Annotated in this window: 13 protein-coding genes and 5 pseudogenes; 7 read left to right on the top strand and 11 right to left on the bottom strand. The window is 34.5% G+C overall.

What is annotated here, in order from left to right; genetic code table 11:
* Nucleotides 1-39: 39 nt before the first annotated feature.
* The 9 genes and pseudogenes from wVul_RS06585 to wVul_RS09125 form a co-directional block, all read right to left on the bottom strand.
* Nucleotides 40-1,074, bottom strand: coding sequence for an Rpn family recombination-promoting nuclease/putative transposase (locus tag wVul_RS06585; protein WP_238580436.1), 1,035 nt, complete (start codon nt 1,072-1,074; stop codon nt 40-42).
* Nucleotides 1,071-1,490 (bottom strand): group II intron maturase-specific domain-containing protein, encoded by a 420-nt coding sequence (locus tag wVul_RS09150; RefSeq protein ID WP_161794193.1) that lies wholly within the window; start codon nt 1,488-1,490, stop codon nt 1,071-1,073. Before wVul_RS09150 ends, wVul_RS06585 begins: the two co-directional genes overlap by 4 nt.
* A complete protein-coding gene (locus wVul_RS09145; protein WP_161794194.1) occupies nt 1,480-1,785 on the bottom strand; it encodes a reverse transcriptase domain-containing protein in 306 nt (101 codons plus the stop codon). The genes wVul_RS09150 and wVul_RS09145 overlap by 11 nt, the downstream gene beginning before the upstream one ends.
* Before the next feature lie 23 nt (nt 1,786-1,808).
* Entirely contained in the window at nt 1,809-2,165 is a 357-nt protein-coding gene (locus tag wVul_RS09140; protein WP_153295673.1) for a hypothetical protein, read from the bottom strand.
* Entirely contained in the window at nt 2,155-2,610 is a 456-nt protein-coding gene (locus wVul_RS09135; RefSeq protein ID WP_161794195.1) for a recombinase zinc ribbon domain-containing protein, read from the bottom strand. Before wVul_RS09135 ends, wVul_RS09140 begins: the two co-directional genes overlap by 11 nt.
* A gap of 61 nt (nt 2,611-2,671) precedes the next feature.
* A pseudogene (locus wVul_RS10335) lies at nt 2,672-2,842 on the bottom strand (recombinase family protein); the annotation flags it as partial.
* A gap of 52 nt (nt 2,843-2,894) precedes the next feature.
* A pseudogene (locus wVul_RS06570) lies at nt 2,895-4,221 on the bottom strand (IS110 family RNA-guided transposase).
* A 230-nt stretch (nt 4,222-4,451) separates the two neighbouring features.
* Nucleotides 4,452-4,910: a recombinase family protein gene (locus wVul_RS06565; protein WP_047759649.1), complete on the bottom strand. Its 459-nt coding sequence runs from the start codon at nt 4,908-4,910 to the stop codon at nt 4,452-4,454.
* 17 nt (nt 4,911-4,927) lie between these two features.
* Nucleotides 4,928-5,065 (bottom strand): recombinase family protein, encoded by a 138-nt coding sequence (locus wVul_RS09125; RefSeq protein ID WP_153295389.1) that lies wholly within the window; start codon nt 5,063-5,065, stop codon nt 4,928-4,930.
* A gap of 336 nt (nt 5,066-5,401) precedes the next feature.
* Between wVul_RS09125 and wVul_RS09120 the strand changes: the two genes are divergently transcribed.
* From wVul_RS09120 to wVul_RS06545, 4 genes are read left to right on the top strand one after another with little or no spacing between them, the layout of a single operon-like run.
* Entirely contained in the window at nt 5,402-5,707 is a 306-nt protein-coding gene (locus wVul_RS09120) for a reverse transcriptase domain-containing protein (protein WP_161794194.1), read from the top strand.
* The gene (locus wVul_RS09115; protein ID WP_161794193.1) at nt 5,697-6,116 is read left to right on the top strand and encodes a group II intron maturase-specific domain-containing protein; all 420 of its coding nucleotides are present in this window, start codon (nt 5,697-5,699) and stop codon (nt 6,114-6,116) included. The genes wVul_RS09120 and wVul_RS09115 overlap by 11 nt, the downstream gene beginning before the upstream one ends.
* Nucleotides 6,113-7,198 (top strand): Rpn family recombination-promoting nuclease/putative transposase, encoded by a 1,086-nt coding sequence (locus wVul_RS06550; protein WP_238580435.1) that lies wholly within the window; start codon nt 6,113-6,115, stop codon nt 7,196-7,198. Before wVul_RS09115 ends, wVul_RS06550 begins: the two co-directional genes overlap by 4 nt.
* Before the next feature lie 12 nt (nt 7,199-7,210).
* Entirely contained in the window at nt 7,211-7,936 is a 726-nt protein-coding gene (locus wVul_RS06545; RefSeq protein ID WP_047759647.1) for a pyrimidine dimer DNA glycosylase/endonuclease V, read from the top strand.
* A gap of 148 nt (nt 7,937-8,084) precedes the next feature.
* Here wVul_RS06545 and wVul_RS06540 read toward each other — a convergent pair whose 3' ends face one another.
* Nucleotides 8,085-9,251, bottom strand: a complete 1,167-nt coding sequence (locus wVul_RS06540; RefSeq protein WP_161794192.1) for an ankyrin repeat domain-containing protein — start codon at nt 9,249-9,251, stop codon at nt 8,085-8,087.
* Nucleotides 9,252-9,468: 217 nt separating this feature from the next.
* Between wVul_RS06540 and wVul_RS10590 the strand changes: the two are divergent.
* The 3 genes and pseudogenes from wVul_RS10590 (at nt 9,469) to wVul_RS06525 (ending at nt 15,002) form a co-directional block, all read left to right on the top strand.
* Nucleotides 9,469-10,551: pseudogene (locus wVul_RS10590) on the top strand (IS3 family transposase).
* Between the two features lie 41 nt (nt 10,552-10,592).
* Nucleotides 10,593-10,898: pseudogene (locus wVul_RS06530) on the top strand (pentapeptide repeat-containing protein); the annotation flags it as partial.
* 75 nt (nt 10,899-10,973) lie between these two features.
* The gene (locus wVul_RS06525; protein ID WP_047759644.1) at nt 10,974-15,002 is read left to right on the top strand and encodes a DEAD/DEAH box helicase; all 4,029 of its coding nucleotides are present in this window, start codon (nt 10,974-10,976) and stop codon (nt 15,000-15,002) included.
* 238 nt (nt 15,003-15,240) lie between these two features.
* Here wVul_RS06525 and wVul_RS09100 read toward each other — a convergent pair.
* A pseudogene (locus tag wVul_RS09100) lies at nt 15,241-15,993 on the bottom strand (IS5 family transposase).
* Nucleotides 15,994-15,999 lie beyond the last annotated feature (6 nt).

Below are 15,999 nucleotides of genomic sequence, written 5' to 3'. Positions count from 1 at the left end.
AATTATTCTTCTCAAGCTCAAGGGTTTAATGGATAAAATTTAAATCCTTAACTTTTTGATTTCATCTACCAAAAGGCCAGTGATTTCAGCGATAACATCAATAGAGACACCAGCCTTGAGTGAGTTTTTAGCGACTTCAATTTTACCTTTTTGATGGCCGATTTGGATGCCTTCTAGTCTACCTTTTTCTTGACCTAATCTAAGCCCCTCATCAAATTTTTCAGCAAAAGCAGCAATCTCATCCATTATACGTTTTTTCCTTTGCTCATATGCTAGTAATTCTTCTTCTGACCAGTTAAACTTATTCATCTCTTCATAAGCTCGTTTTATTATTACGTCACTACCAACTATCTTATCTAGATCCTCTTCCCTTGTTTCTCCTGCATAACGAAAAAAATAACACCACTTTTCGACTATATTTTCTAATTGATCTTCTTGTGTTTTTGGGAATTTCGGTAATTCTATGAAAGTAAAACTAAAGTCCTTCAGGTCATGTTCAAATGTTTTTCTATCAAGAGTAACGTGATCGGATTTGTACTCTGGTTTATTAGGAAATAGGATAAAATCAGTGATAGCAATAAAGACAACTTCCTTCAGATCTTGATATTGACCACCTACGTCAGCTTGACTGGAATAAGCTTTGGCGGCATAGTATTGTGCACGTTTTTCGAAGCCAGTAGTTCTAGCGACTTGCATCTCAACAATTGTTTGAACACCTTTAGAATCTCTACAAAGTACATCAACAATATTTTCCTTTTTAGCAGCAATATCAGGATTTTGAATGGGATTTAGAAACTGCACATTTTCTATTTTAGCTTCATCAGTAAGGCCTAGAATGTCATTGAGAAAGTGGATAAGAATGCCTTTATTTTTTTCAGTGCCAAATATTCTTTTGAACGAGTAAGAGTTTAGTGGACTGAGATATTTTCCACTAAACTCTCCTCTAGGAACCGTACTTGAAAGTTTCCCTTCATACGGCTCGAGCCATCTTAAGTCCTTTTCTCGAGAACCGGCAACAGCTTCCTTCAAATATTCTGGCATTTCAAATTCCTTACTAGGATTAACATTAATCATATCTTATCATCCTCATAAAGAGAAGGATTATTTGATCTACGTTTTTCAAAGTAGGCATACCATTCTTTATCGTAGGGATTTGCCTCAGCTTGAATTTTCTTGTGGCGACGAATTGGTACGCTTGTTGCTTGAAAGAGTTCCTTCCACTCAACTGTACCTTTATTCTTAGTCAGCGCTGCAAAGCACCATCTTCTGGCTTCTTTTGTTTTAAAGTATTTCTCCTTAATCCAGCGTAAGCCTTTATTAGGGTGTCTGCGTTTTGACCATTGCCATAAGGCTTTAAAAATCTCAGAATCCACTTTCTCATAAGCTTTTCTTGCGCATATTCCCCTGTGGTAATAGACCCACCCTCGAATTTGAGGTGTGAGCAGTTCTATTACTTTTTCTTGGGTTGCTGCGCAGTTCTTACGAATCAAGCACCGGATGCGCTTCAGAAGTCGGTTTGTACTTTCTGCTGAAGGTTTGATGATTATCTTCCTTTCGTACTGTCTGACCTAGAAAATCAAATCCCTGTTCTACGTGTGTGATCTTGGTTTTTCCTGTGGATAGAGTTAACCCTCTGTCGCTGAGGAAATCCTCTACTAGCCTTTTAACTTTAGTCTCAAGAATTTCTTTTGATTTTCCAGTTACTATGAAGTCATCCGCGTAGCGAATCACGTGCACACCATATTTCTTGCGTTTTCTTGTTCCCGAAATGTTTACTGATAACATTTTCGAAACCATCAAGGGTCAAGTTAGCAAGTACAGGGGAGATTACCCCGCCAACAATGTTGCAAATTTTTCTTTTCTTCTCGATTATTTCCAGGAGAGTTTGGTAGCTCTTTTACACGAAATACCACATTTACGTCCTCAAGGTTAATTTCAATTCTCTTGACTAACGTTCTAATAATATCACGTTTAGTTAGCCAGCCTGCGTTATCAAGGTTTGATGTAATATTGGAAGAAAAGTCTTCTAAATTGGTTACAACCAAAGTTAATTCCTGTTTTAATTTCTTTTGATCGAATATCCTTTTCTTCTCCTCTTCAATTGTTTTTAAACTTTGTTTCATTGCTTTAATTCGTGGTTCAAATTCTTCTTGATTATTGAGCATAACTATCAATAAGTCTAGCAATACCACGTTTTAATTTATTTTCTTGTTTCTCTAGTAAATCGCTTTTTTGATCCCATGATGATTTTTTAAGCTCTGAAAGTCTACGCCTGTATTCTTCTAAAACCCTATTTGGATTTTTCAATAAATGCTTAACCTCTTCCCACACGGCTGTTTCTAATGCATCTGTACGAATGTGTTTATTATCACAAATTTTATTACCACCAAAACGGTAAGAATCTCTACCTATACAATGATAATAAGCATAATGATCAATTTTTTCTCCTCGCTTATTTCTTACAGGACTTCCGTAATATGCATAACGACAACGCTTACATACTTGTAGTGAATGTTTTGCTCCTCTTTCTCTTGTCCTGGCTATTTTTCTATTTTCAGCTAGTTGTTCTTGAACTATATCAAATACATCCTCGTCCACTATATTTGGCACTTCAACATAAATCCAATTTGCTTTTTCAACAGAATAGGTAGAGTAATTATCTTTCGGTTGTTCACAAGAATGTTTTTGTGGTCTTATATGTTGTACCTACTTTTGTTTTACCAAAAGCTGCTTGTCCTTTGTAAGCAGGATTTTTTAACATACCCCAAATCACACTTCTATCCCAGCACTTTTTTCCTGTTCGTGTTATAATAGACATAGTGTTTAGCCGACGACACACTTCCCCAACTTTCTCTTCCTCCTAATAAACTCCTTCAATTAACTGATCCTTTCTCCTAAGAAACTCCTTGAACTAACTCATCTTTTTTTACCAGGATATAGCCAAATTCAGAAGCTTTTTTACTCAGATTTTTCATAACCCTGTTTTGATAAAGTTTTTCGTAAGAATCAATTCCTTTTTCGACATACTCTTGTCCATACTTTAGCATATTATAAAAGATACATGCTAATTTCCTTGCCATAGCAGTGATCGCTTTTGGAGCTCCCAGTCGTTTTTTCCACTTTCTGCATTGTGAACCAAGAGCAGTATTACTTTTTGATACACATTGTGCAGCAAGCCGTAAGGCATTTGCAGCACGATTTACGACTTTACAAGTTTTCGTGCTAAACACTTTCTCTCCAGTGATTTTATTACCAGGACTCAGCCCCAACCAAGACGAAAATGTTGGCCATTTGTTATGGTTGATACCAGTCTCTGAGATTATGGTCTGTATACTTAGTACACTGAATCCTGGAACTCTAGTAAAATCTATCCCGATAACCCGGTATAATTCTTCATACAAATTAAAGTTTGGATCATTTTTTTGCTTGCCTTGTGCTTTACTTGTTGATTTGCTCTCATCAGATTTTGTTTCAAATGTTTTATAGTAGCTTTCAACGCTTCTATCACATTCCTTTATTTGTTCCTGGAAAAAAGTATATGCTTCATATTCTTGCTTAAGTGTAAACAAGTGTTCCTCTCTGTAGTCACCGGTTAATGCCTTTACAATAGTAGATTTATCATTTCTTATTCGTCCATCCCTTAATTCAGCTAATTTTTCAGGATCTCTTTCACCTTCAATTATCGCTTCAATAATCCTAATACCTGTTACACCGTTAATATCACTAATTGCCTTATGTAACTGAATGTTCATCTGAATTAATGCCTTTTGCATGCGTTGAGTGTGTGTACTTGCGCTTCTGATTAGATTATTACGTTGTCTGACGTAGCCACGCAGTACGCAAATTTGATCATCTGGTCTAAATGATCCTTGGAGCAGTCCATAGCTATGTAACTGTTGCAACCACTGGCAATCTTGAACATCAGATTTTCTACCAGGTACATTTTTAATATGCCGCGCGTTTACTAATTTTACTTCAAATCCATATGATTCAAGTATTTGAAATAAAGGAATCCAATATACTCCCGTTGATTCCATAGCTACCGTTTTAATTTCACACTTCTTCAACCATTTTGCTAAGTTATGCAGATCCACTGTAAAACAACCAAACTTTTGGATATGTTGCTCATCTCTTCCTTCTGGAACACATACATAATGTACAGATATCTATTCCTGCCGCATTAGGGTTCATTACTTCCAACTTATTTTTTACTTTTGCCATTTTATATCTTTAGTATATAATTTATCATTGAAGAAGCGCTTCAGCTTGAGACGGTAAAATTATTAAGGCACTCTCCTAAACGAGGTAGTCTGAATAGACTCCATCAATGGTTTAACCGTCACCTTCAAAACCATGCTAACCAACGGGCACTGTGACACCATTGGGATATCGGTCATAACTGCAGAAGTGCTTCCTACGCAATTATACCAACAAATTACTAAAAACTTAAATTAGGGAGTTTCTTTTTGGTTTGACAGGTTTTGCCTGTTCGATGCTACCCACAAAAATACTTTCCTAACAACATTAGCTTCTTCTTCGTTTATTTCAAATAAAGCTTGTCCTCCTCCCATATATTTATCTATATAACGATAACCATAAGGAGCTCCTCCCATTACGCTTACACAACCTTTATTAGCTGCGTAAATCTTTCCGCGACGACTTCGTTCCATAATTTTCGCTCGTTCATATTCTGCTATCATACCTTGCATTTGTAACAGTAACTGAGATTCTGGATTATTGTTAATCTCATAATTTAAGAAAACCGTTTCTGCTCCTGCTTTCTCAAATTCTTCAAATTTGATATGCATATTTCCTAGATAAGCGATCAGGTGAATGAATCTATCAATTTTACCTTCTGTTACTTTATCACGTAATTTTTCTAGATCAGGACGGACTAACACTGTAGCCATTGTCAATAAATTTATACTCACTTGTACCCATCCGTACTAATTTGCTTCTCTAAAGCTGCAACTTGACTTGCTATTGTATTTTCTTGTGCTTGTTTCCCTGAAGAAACTCTTGCATATAAACTCACTGTTACCATTTGATCCTCCTTGAATCCCATTTTTATGTTTTAAATTTTTTTGGCTTACTTGCTTTGACACGGCTTTTTCATAAGCATCTAACAAATACTTTTCTGCCAACTGGTTAGTTTCATAGCTACAGCTAATCCGTATAGCTAATCTCTTATTCCCCATGAACTTTCCTTGAAATAATATGTTCATATCATTCATTGAAACTGATGGTTAATTGATTGTTGGCACTATAAATAAATGGCACTCTTGTTTTTGGACATAGAAGTTTTCGAGAAATGCTTTTCTCTAATTTTACGTTTTTTGCAACATTGTTGGCGGGGTAATCTCCCCTGTACTTGCTAACTTGACCCTTGATGGTTTCGAAAATGTTATCAGTAAACATTTCGGGAACAAGAAAACGCAAGAAATATGGTGTGCACGTGATTCGCTACGCGGATGACTTCATAGTAACTGGAAAATCAAAAGAAATTCTTGAGACTAAAGTTAAAAGGCTAGTAGAGGATTTCCTCAGCGACAGAGGGTTAACTCTATCCACAGGAAAAACCAAGATCACACACGTAGAACAGGGATTTGATTTTCTAGGTCAGACAGTACGAAAGGAAGATAATCATCAAACCTTCAGCAGAAAGTACAAACCGACTTCTGAAGCGCATCCGGTGCTTGATTCGTAAGAACTGCGCAGCAACCCAAGAAAAAGTAATAGAACTGCTCACACCTCAAATTCGAGGGTGGGTCTATTACCACAGGGGAATATGCGCAAGAAAAGCTTATGAGAAAGTGGATTCTGAGATTTTTAAAGCCTTATGGCAATGGTCAAAACGCAGACACCCTAATAAAGGCTTACGCTGGATTAAGGAGAAATACTTTAAAACAAAAGAAGCCAGAAGATGGTGCTTTGCAGCGCTGACTAAGAATAAAGGTACAGTTGAGTGGAAGGAACTCTTTCAAGCAACAAGCGTACCAATTCGTCGCCACAAGAAAATTCAAGCTGAGGCAAATCCCTACGATAAAGAATGGTATGCCTACTTTGAAAAACGTAGATCAAATAATCCTTCTCTTTATGAGGATGATAAGATATGATTAATGTTAATCCTAGTAAGGAATTTGAAATGCCAGAATATTTGAAGGAAGCTGTTGCCGGTTCTCGAGAAAAGGACTTAAGATGGCTCGAGCCGTATGAAGGGAAACTTTCAAGTACGGTTCCTAGAGGAGAGTTTAGTGGAAAATATCTCAGTCCACTAAACTCTTACTCGTTCAAAAGAATATTTGGCACTGAAAAAAATAAAGGCATTCTTATCCACTTTCTCAATGACATTCTAGGCCTTACTGATGAAGCTAAAATAGAAAATGTGCAGTTTCTAAATCCCATTCAAAATCCTGATATTGCTGCTAAAAAGGAAAATATTGTTGATGTACTTTGTAGAGATTCTAAAGGTGTTCAAACAATTGTTGAGATGCAAGTCGCTAGAACTACTGGCTTCGAAAAACGTGCACAATACTATGCCGCCAAAGCTTATTCCAGTCAAGCTGACGTAGGTGGTCAATATCAAGATCTGAAGGAAGTTGTCTTTATTGCTATCACTGATTTTATCCTATTTCCTAATAAACCAGAGTACAAATCCGATCACGTTACTCTTGATAGAAAAACATTTGAACATGACCTGAAGGACTTTAGTTTTACTTTCATAGAATTACCGAAATTCCCAAAAACACAAGAAGATCAATTAGAAAATATAGTCGAAAAGTGGTGTTATTTTTTTCGTTATGCAGGAGAAACAAGGGAAGAGGATCTAGATAAGATAGTTGGTAGTGACGTAATAATAAAACGAGCTTATGAAGAGATGAATAAGTTTAACTGGTCAGAAGAAGAATTACTAGCATATGAGCAAAGGAAAAAACGTATAATGGATGAGATTGCTGCTTTTGCTGAAAAATTTGATGAGGGGCTTAGATTAGGTCAAGAAAAAGGTAGACTAGAAGGCATCCAAATCGGCCATCAAAAAGGCAGAGCGGAAGGTATTCAAATTGGCGCGGAGAAGGGTGAAAAACAAGCTAAGATAACAGTTGCAAAAAATCTACTTAAAGCAGGATTTTCTACTGATATTGTCTATCAAGCAACCGGTTTATCAGCTGATGAGTATGAAAACAAAGACTTAAGCTGACTTTATCTTTGGATGAACATCTTTGTATTAGACGAAAATCCTATAATTGCAGCAAAAATGTTATGTGATAAGCATATAGTAAAAATGCCATTAGAAACTGCTCTATTACTTAGTAGTGTTTTTTCAATAGCATTAAAAACGCAAAATCCTTTAGTCAGCATTACAGACCAAAATATAGAAGTTCCATATAAACTTACTCACAAAAACCATCCTTGCTCTTTATGGGCTAGGCAATCAAAAGGGAACTTTTATTGGTTGATAGAGTACGGAAAAGAATTATGTAAAGAGTACACTTTGCGATACAAAAGAAAACATAAATCAGAGGAAGTAATAGATTGGTGTGATAGTAATAAGGATTTACTCATTTTTCAATCAACTGATATGCAAGCTTTTATACAAGCACTGCCGGATCAGTATAAATGCAGCAGTGCTGTGGAAGCTTATAGGGGATATTATCTCAAGGAAAAGATGAGATTTGCTAAGTGGGAAAATGGCAGAGAAGCACCAGATTGGATAATCTGCTACACAATACCACAGCTAATACAGCTCATAAATAGAGAAGCCATCCAAATCGGTCATGAAAAAGGTAAAATTAAAGTTGCAAAAAACTCGCTCAAGGCCGGTGTCTCTATTGATGTTATCGCTGAAATCACTGGCCTTTCTGCAGACGAAATTAAACAACTTCAGGAAGAAATGGCATTTTGTAACTGTTTGTCCACTGTTGTATTATTTAAATAGCTTCTAGGTTTATTATTAGCAATGTCGTTAGGCATTTGCACTTGGCCACTATTAACTATCTGCTGCTCATCAAACATCTTTTCGATGTTGCCTTTTAAAACATTGTAAACTTCCTTCTATCTGGCATATTATACCACATTTCTTGCAGCTAAATCTGCCTACTGAAGTTATTTCCAGACTCGGTTATTCCTACATCAGAAAGATGAGTTGTTACTTTTGGTAGAATATTTGTACAAAAGCACTTTTTGCACTCTTCTAAAACATCATCTAACCCAACATTACCACTAAATTTAATTCCTCTCTCCAAGCTTGTTATTATTTTTGGATACGCTTCTTCAAGCTCAGTATGTATTCTATCTTTTTCTTTTGAGTCTAAACTTCTTATTTTGCTTTCTACAAATGAATCAAATTTCTTAAGCGCAAATCTAACTGCAATATTGATATCTGGTATAACCTCTACTCCTTTACTTGTTAAATTCTGATAGTGCCTACTCCTAGTATTATCTAAAGCTTCAGCAACACAACTAGCAAAAGCAATATTCTCACTACTCAAAAAACTACTAGGGCTGCTTGCTGAGTGGATAATAGATTGCTGAGCAGAAGGTAAAACAGGGACATTGCGGAACAAGCTACTGAGTGCAGCAGTAGTTGAAGCTCCCATCCAACTAAACACATTATCAATAAAGGAAGAAGGTTTGACTACATTGCCTGTCACGTCTGCAGTATCGCCAGCTTCTAACGCTTTAAGATTTCTAGTGGGCAATACTGCTTTATAATCAAACTCAATATCACCTTTCAACATGGATAATATTTTTTGTATTATATGGTCTTCACACATAAGTTCTGGATTATCTCCAATAACATCAGATGCCGTTTCACCATTTACATCTCTTACATTAGGGTCAGCATTATTGCCGATGAGAAGTTTTACCATCCCTACTCGACAATGGAAAGACGCTAAGTGCAAAGGTGTCTTACCCATTGTGTCTTGCAAATTGACATCAGCAAGATGAGAAAGTAGAAATTGTCCTGCTTCTTCTCTACCATATTCAGCGGCAACGTGCAAAGCAGTTCTCAAATCTTCACTATTAGCAGCATTAACACTAGCACCACTGGTAATCAAAAGATTCAATATCTCCAAACTATTCTCTTTAACAGCAAAACTTATAGGTTTTATACCATATTTTTCACCATTAAAAACCTTGCTTACACCTATATAATCTGCAGTTATAATACATTCTTCAGCTTTCAAAAGATTATGCTCTTCTATAGCAGCAAATAACTCGTCTGTAAAAACTTCAGTCTGTTTGCTCATAAAACACCTCATAAAGAATAACATTTTTGGCTTTATATCATATAATTTAGTATGCACAAGTAAAATTTACAGAAAAACCTAAAAACTTCTAATAGTGATAATTTGAGAGTATTATTACCCTTTTAACGCTAATCAACTATGTGACCTTACTCAGAAAAAGTGGAGAGAAAGTTGAGACGTTTTTATAGTAAAAAATGTTTTCATAAAGGGGTGTAATATGACAAATGGAAGAAAGTATACAGCAGAGTTCAAAGAAGAAGCTGTAAAACTTTTTAGAGAAAGGGAAGAAACAATTTCACAAATAGCAAGAGATCTAGGTATAAACCCTGGTGTATTAGGTAAGTGGATAAAGAAGTATAACGAGAAAAAGTCAGCAGCAAATGCATTTCCAGGCAGGGGTAGAGTAGCTCCTTACAATAAAGAGAGAGTTAGCAAAAGTAACAAGGGAAAGAGACATTTTAAAAAAAGCCCTGGGATATTTTGCAAGTTACAAAGATTTATTTATCAAAAAGCATAAAAACTACTATAAAATACAGGAGTTATGCAGGATTTTGAAAGTATCTGCTAGCAGATACTATAAATGGATTAGTAAGAAGAAAAGCACCAAAGAGTTAACAAGGGAGCTGCTGCTAGCAGATATTCAAAAAATATACCAAGCATTTAATTGTAGATATGGGGCACCTAAGATTCATGCTGAACTAAAGTCTTTAGGTAAAAATTGCAACATCAAAATAGTGCAGGATATTATGCAAAAATGGTATTCACGCTAAACTGAGGCGAAGATTCAAAAGCAAAAAACAGCAGACTGACAATAGAGTGATAGCCCCTAATATATTGGACCATTTACTACTGATCGGCCAAATAAAATATGGGTTTACATACATAAAAATTAAGGATGGCTGACTATATTTAGCAGCAATAATTGATCTATATTCACGTATGGTAGTTAATGAGTAGTACAATAGCTAAGCGATTAGTTATAAATGCCTTATTGATGGCTGTTGATAGGCGCAAACCCGCCAAAAATCTGCTATTTCATAGTGATCAAGGTTTACCTCTAAAAATTATTAATTTTTGCTGAACACAAAAAACATCATTTCCAGTATTAGTCATAAAGGCTGTTGTTATGACAACTCTGTTGTTGAAAAGCTCACTCAAATGGGAGCTTCTTATTGATACCTTGCAACACTCTGCTCAGCAAACTAGAACTGCTATATTTGAGTACATAGAAATTTTTATAACAAACAGCGTAGACATTCTACATTGCATTCCTGAAAAATTTGATTCATCATTTTTATAATAAAAATAGCTTAACTTCCTCTCTACTTTTTTTGGGTAAAGTCAATAACTTTAGTTGAGGATTTACAGGAAAAAATATCACAAGATGAAAGATTTGATGTAAATTACTCTCACTGTGAGCTTGAAGACATGAATCTAGAAAATGCTGACTTTTCCAATTCAATACTCAGCAGAACAAAATTCAAAAATGTTAACTTAAGTAAAGCAAATCTTGAAAAAGCTGATTTGCGTTATGCTATTTTCGATAACTCCTCTCTCACTGGTACAAATTTGACAAATTCTAATCTAGATTACTCCAATCTTTCAGAGTCAGACTTAAAACGTGCTGTGTTAAAAACTAGCAAGTAAAATTGACATTTAGTAAAATTCTTAATATATTATATTAATATACTTTTAAATTTATTTTATATATAGAAGATTTTTATGGTAGATGCAATTAATACGCCAGGCACAACTAATATACTAAACGCAACCAAGAGAAAAAAGATTTTGGATGTCTCAAAACTATTTCTCTCTGATAGTGATGGAGAAAATGGTAATCAAGAAATTCAAGAGATCAAAAAGCAATATAAAACATTATATAAAATACAAAAGAACGTTTTAGGAGACATGCTGAAGCATATAGAAAAAGGCAAAGACCCTGATATGCTATTGGATATAACCACAGGATTTGGCAAGTCATTCATTCAAATATCGTTCGCTAGTATTTTAAAAAATGCTAACACTAATTATAGAATAATAGTCCCTGATAATTTAGTATTGCAGTTTCAAAAGGAGGTTAATAAATTCTTTTACGGCGCAGAAAATGATGTTGAAGAATCCTCTTCTAACTCAACAGCAGAGCATATAAGAAAGCAAATAATAGGACATAAAGAGTTTTTCATAACAGACTGGCAAAACTCTACACAACTTCCAGAACCAACGGTTTTAATGATTGATGAAATAGATCTGGCAACAAAAGAGGACTTATATAGGAAACGTTTTAAGCATTTAGCAAAAAAATATCCGTGTATCAGCTTAAGTGCAACACTACAGGAGTGGTTATACAAAAGCATCAAGGAATCTACAGGTAAAATCAGCATTTCCTTGAAAAGGAAGATAGAAGAAATGGGAATTATTAAAGCACTCTCGATAAGTGCTACTGCAAGTAGTGTTATGAAAAGAACTAACAAGAGGTCTGGATTTGCACCATATGCTTGTATTATAGCAATATCGTATATGTTAACTGCATTATTTAAAATCTATTTAAACTCTTATGTTACAGAAAAATTTATCGCTTTCTCTCTCTTATATGATTTTTATAATTTTTATATTAATATATTTATATATCACCCTATCATAGGGCAGGTTTCACTTCTTCTCATTGTCCTTCCTGTCGTATCACTTATCAACCTAGTGGTGGATAAAATAGCCGATAGGGATATATCTAGTAGACTTATAGCAAATTTATTAGATGATGGAGCTTCTAGTCCAGCACATGAAGACGTTTGCAAAATTGAAGAGACTTTCATATGCAAAAAGAACCCTAAAGGGATAACTACTTACAGCCCTAGGGGTTACGAAACCTTAATTTTGACATCTAATTATGATGTGATTAGAAATTTAAGTGGTATCTATAGAGATGGAATAGATAAAGTATATAAAAATGGCAAGTTATCTAACTACAGTTACTTTCATGATAAATATGAACTGGGAAGGAAGCCTGGAGGACAATCTGTTGGGAAATTCGATTTTTCCTATAAAGAAGCGCAAAGAAGTTACTGCATAGAACAATGTAAAACGACAATAAGGAATTGCTTAAAGAGTGATAAAAAAGTAAAAGAGAAAGTAAATGAAATAGACTTCAGCGACACAGTAACTTACTCAGAATATAGAGTAATGCACGGCATAATTAACAATACTCTTTTAGCATTACTTCCAAAATATCCTGATGTTATTGCATTAGATAAAGCAAGAGCAGAAAATCTAGGAGAATTATGCAAGGAAGTTAAAGAAATATTTAAAGATAGTAATATCCAGAGAAATATAAAGGAATATCTAGAAAAAAAGGGGTTTAAAGATGATCTGCTTACTGAGCTGACAGAAAGCATTGAATGTGTAGTTAACGCTTTAAAGACTGGAGACCTAAATACCATAGTAAAAAATTGGGAACTTGATAAAAAACTCCATAATATGATGAAAATAGGAGATGAATATCAGGTATTAGATGATATATGCACTAAACTTGAAGAGATAACAACAGAGTCTGATAATCTTAGTTACTTTCGATCAGGTCGATATAAACTTCCTACTTACGATGTGTATAAAGATCAGCTAGAGCGGTATTTGGAAGATAATTTTGGATTAAAAAGCGATGAATTTATAAAAGAGACATATAAAGAACTGCAATATGAGAAAGGTGATAAAGTTTTCAATTGGCAGCCTAAAGATTACCCAGCCGTCGCTGCATTATTTAGAAAGCATAACCTTATAGAAAAGATAAATGAAAATGCAGAAAAATTTCCTCTATATAAATTAAAAGAGATATGTAATAGAAATAAAATAATTTTTGATAATTTTAGTCATTTAAAAATAGAAGGGCCATTTACTGGCTTTGATGAGAACGGAAAACCTAAAGCATATCAATATGCGTCGGAAGTAGTAACGGAATTATTCAAAGCAGGCCTGTTAGGAAACCTGGTGGACCCATCAAAAGGCACAGGATTTCAAAGCAATGTGCAAAGCATTTCTATGCTCATAGGCAAAAATGATGATAAAACTAATAATCCAGATGATATTAGTCAAGGCTATGGTAGAAATAGAGGACGAAACGAATATAAGAGGCCATGCTTTAGGCTAATTGCAAATCAAGGCGTAAAATTCTGTTTTGATGTAGAAAAATTAACGGCAGACAATTCTACTACACTTCTATTTGAAGCCAGAAACGAACGTAATAAAAGATTACCAAAAACAATTGTAAGAGAAGCCTCAGAGGAAATAATTCAGTATATCAATGATAGAATAGATAATGGCGAAGAAGTTAACTATGAGCATTGTAAAACACATATTATAGTTAAAAAACTTAAAGATCTATATAACACAAATAACCATGTTTTAGAAAAAACAACAAAAGAATTTTCTCACATTTTACAAAAAGTAAAAAAGGAGCTTACCTCATACAAAAAAAACATAAAAAATCAAGGTAAACCAAGTGCATTATATGCAGTTCCATATTACATTGCACGCATCTTTAGCATTGCTTTCTACTACTTCTGGGCTTTCCCTAATTATTTAATGTTTTGTCTTAGTACAATTGGTGAAGATAAAATAACAAATGGTGTTGCAAGTGCTGAAGCAACTTATGTTCGTATTATTAAAAACTATACCTTTATGGGTAGTATTGAAAATCAAAAGACAATAGATAAGCTCTTAGAATTATCAAAAAATAAACCTGAACTGTTTGATAAATTGATAAACAGTTCAGTAGGTAAAAAAGTGCTTAAAAACATCACCTCACCATTACAAGATGCACATATTTTAACAATACTAAACTCTATTTATCCAGAAAATAATAAAGATAAAGTAAAAAACATTAGATCACTTTTGAGTCAGGTAAAAAATAAAGAAACAATAAACACTGATGATAGGGAAACTGTCAATTATATTCTAGAAATTAGTAAAGAAATTGTAGCTGCCCATGCTTGGTATCATGACTCTAGCAAGATAATTGATATCAAGCATGAGCTAGCATTAAAAAACTATAGTACAGATAAAAAGGTTTTCCATATTAGAAATGTTGGCAATTCAACAGAATTTCTTCTTAGCGCTAAGGATGCTTGCATGACTTCTCTCAGGAAGAATTTTGGAAAAACTACTCTATTATCCGTAATGTCTGCACTAATTATATATCTATTCACAAATAATCCGATAGTATTTATTATAAGTGCTGTAATTTATTTACCACTGGCAATTTATATTTTCCGTCACTCAAATGTCGAGAATCCAGAAAAAAAAGTATATAGAGAAAGTTACGGTAACACAGGTGCACAAGTGTTTGTATTTCTTGTGAAATGGTTCCCATTGCTAGTAGTTCTTCCACAAGTTCCATATCTATTTATAAGTAATCTACCACTTGTATCGGCTATAACTACTTTTGGCTGCATTCCACTTATGGCTTTTGTTTTTGGTTATCCAGAAAGATTCAGATCAATTACTTTTAATAAGCAGATTGCTGATTGTAACAAGCTAGAATTTATGGCAAATGAAGAAAAGTTTTTACCCATAGAGAAAGCTTCTGATGCTATTGATGAAATTAGCTCTATACTACAGGATATAGAACCACTGACTGAATATGATATTATTCATGGTAGTGGTGAACATACAAATCCTATAGATAAGCTTCTTGCAATGCCAAAGCGTAGGTCAAATTGCATACCTTCTACAATAGGGTCAATTCAACCTATCTCCACCTAATTAATGGTGGAAGGCCGAAAACTTCTCCTTTTTTTCATTTAGTATCATAAAGCTTGCGTTTTCTACGTATTTTCACATTTTTTGTCTTTTCTCCATGAGAATTTCTATAGACCCACTGCGAAACGGTATGGAACTAATTTCAGAGTAAGAGAGGGCAACAGCAAGAATCAATAGATCTCTTTCGAAACTCATTTCACCAGCTTGAAATTGTAAATTCCTGCTAAATCTAAGAACCTGTTCATAATCTTTTGAGGAGCAAAGAAGTGAAAGCCAATTTGTAAGCTGGTGTTGAGTTTACGCTCGCAATTTTTCCATAACCGTCTACATTTTTCCAACCAAGCAAAAGACCTCTCTACAACCCATCTTTTTGGCAATACAGCAAAGGTATGTAATTCGCTTCACCTCAACAGTTGCACCAATAGTTGCTTTTATTTGTGTTGCAAAATTTTCTCCTGTATAGCCAGCATCAGCGAGTATATTTTTGACTTCAGAGAGTTTTGCTTTAGCATTTTTAACCATTTTTACAGCATTGCTACGATCAGCTGCTTCTGCCGTTGTTATATGAATTGCGTGTGGAAGACCTTGTGTATCAACTGCGCTTTATACCTGAAATTTTTTTGCCTGCATCATAGCCCTTTCTTTCAGCAGTATTTGCGTTTTTAACACTTTGAGCATCAATTATACAGAAACTGTTTCCTACCATTGTTGATACGGACCTTTCTAACTAATTTTTTTTAAAACACTCTCCAAAATACTTTCTTTATCTTCGCTTGGTTTTTCGCTCCATTTTTTAAAGTAGTCGTAACAACTTCTCCATTTTGGAAACTCTTGTGGGAACATTCTCCACTGGCAACAGCTTTTTAGGACGTACAGCACTCCACAAAATACATCATAAGTCTTCTTGGCTTTGTTTTTTTCTACAAGATTCTAGATCTGGTAAAATTATCTTGAATTTTTCACAACTTATGTCACTTGGGTATACACTTCTCATATATCT

The organism is Wolbachia endosymbiont of Armadillidium vulgare str. wVulC, assembly GCF_001027565.1.
GTDB lineage: Bacteria > Pseudomonadota > Alphaproteobacteria > Rickettsiales > Anaplasmataceae > Wolbachia.
The sequence above is the reverse complement of the archived record's forward strand: the minus strand, read 5'-3'. Positions and strand labels throughout refer to the sequence as shown.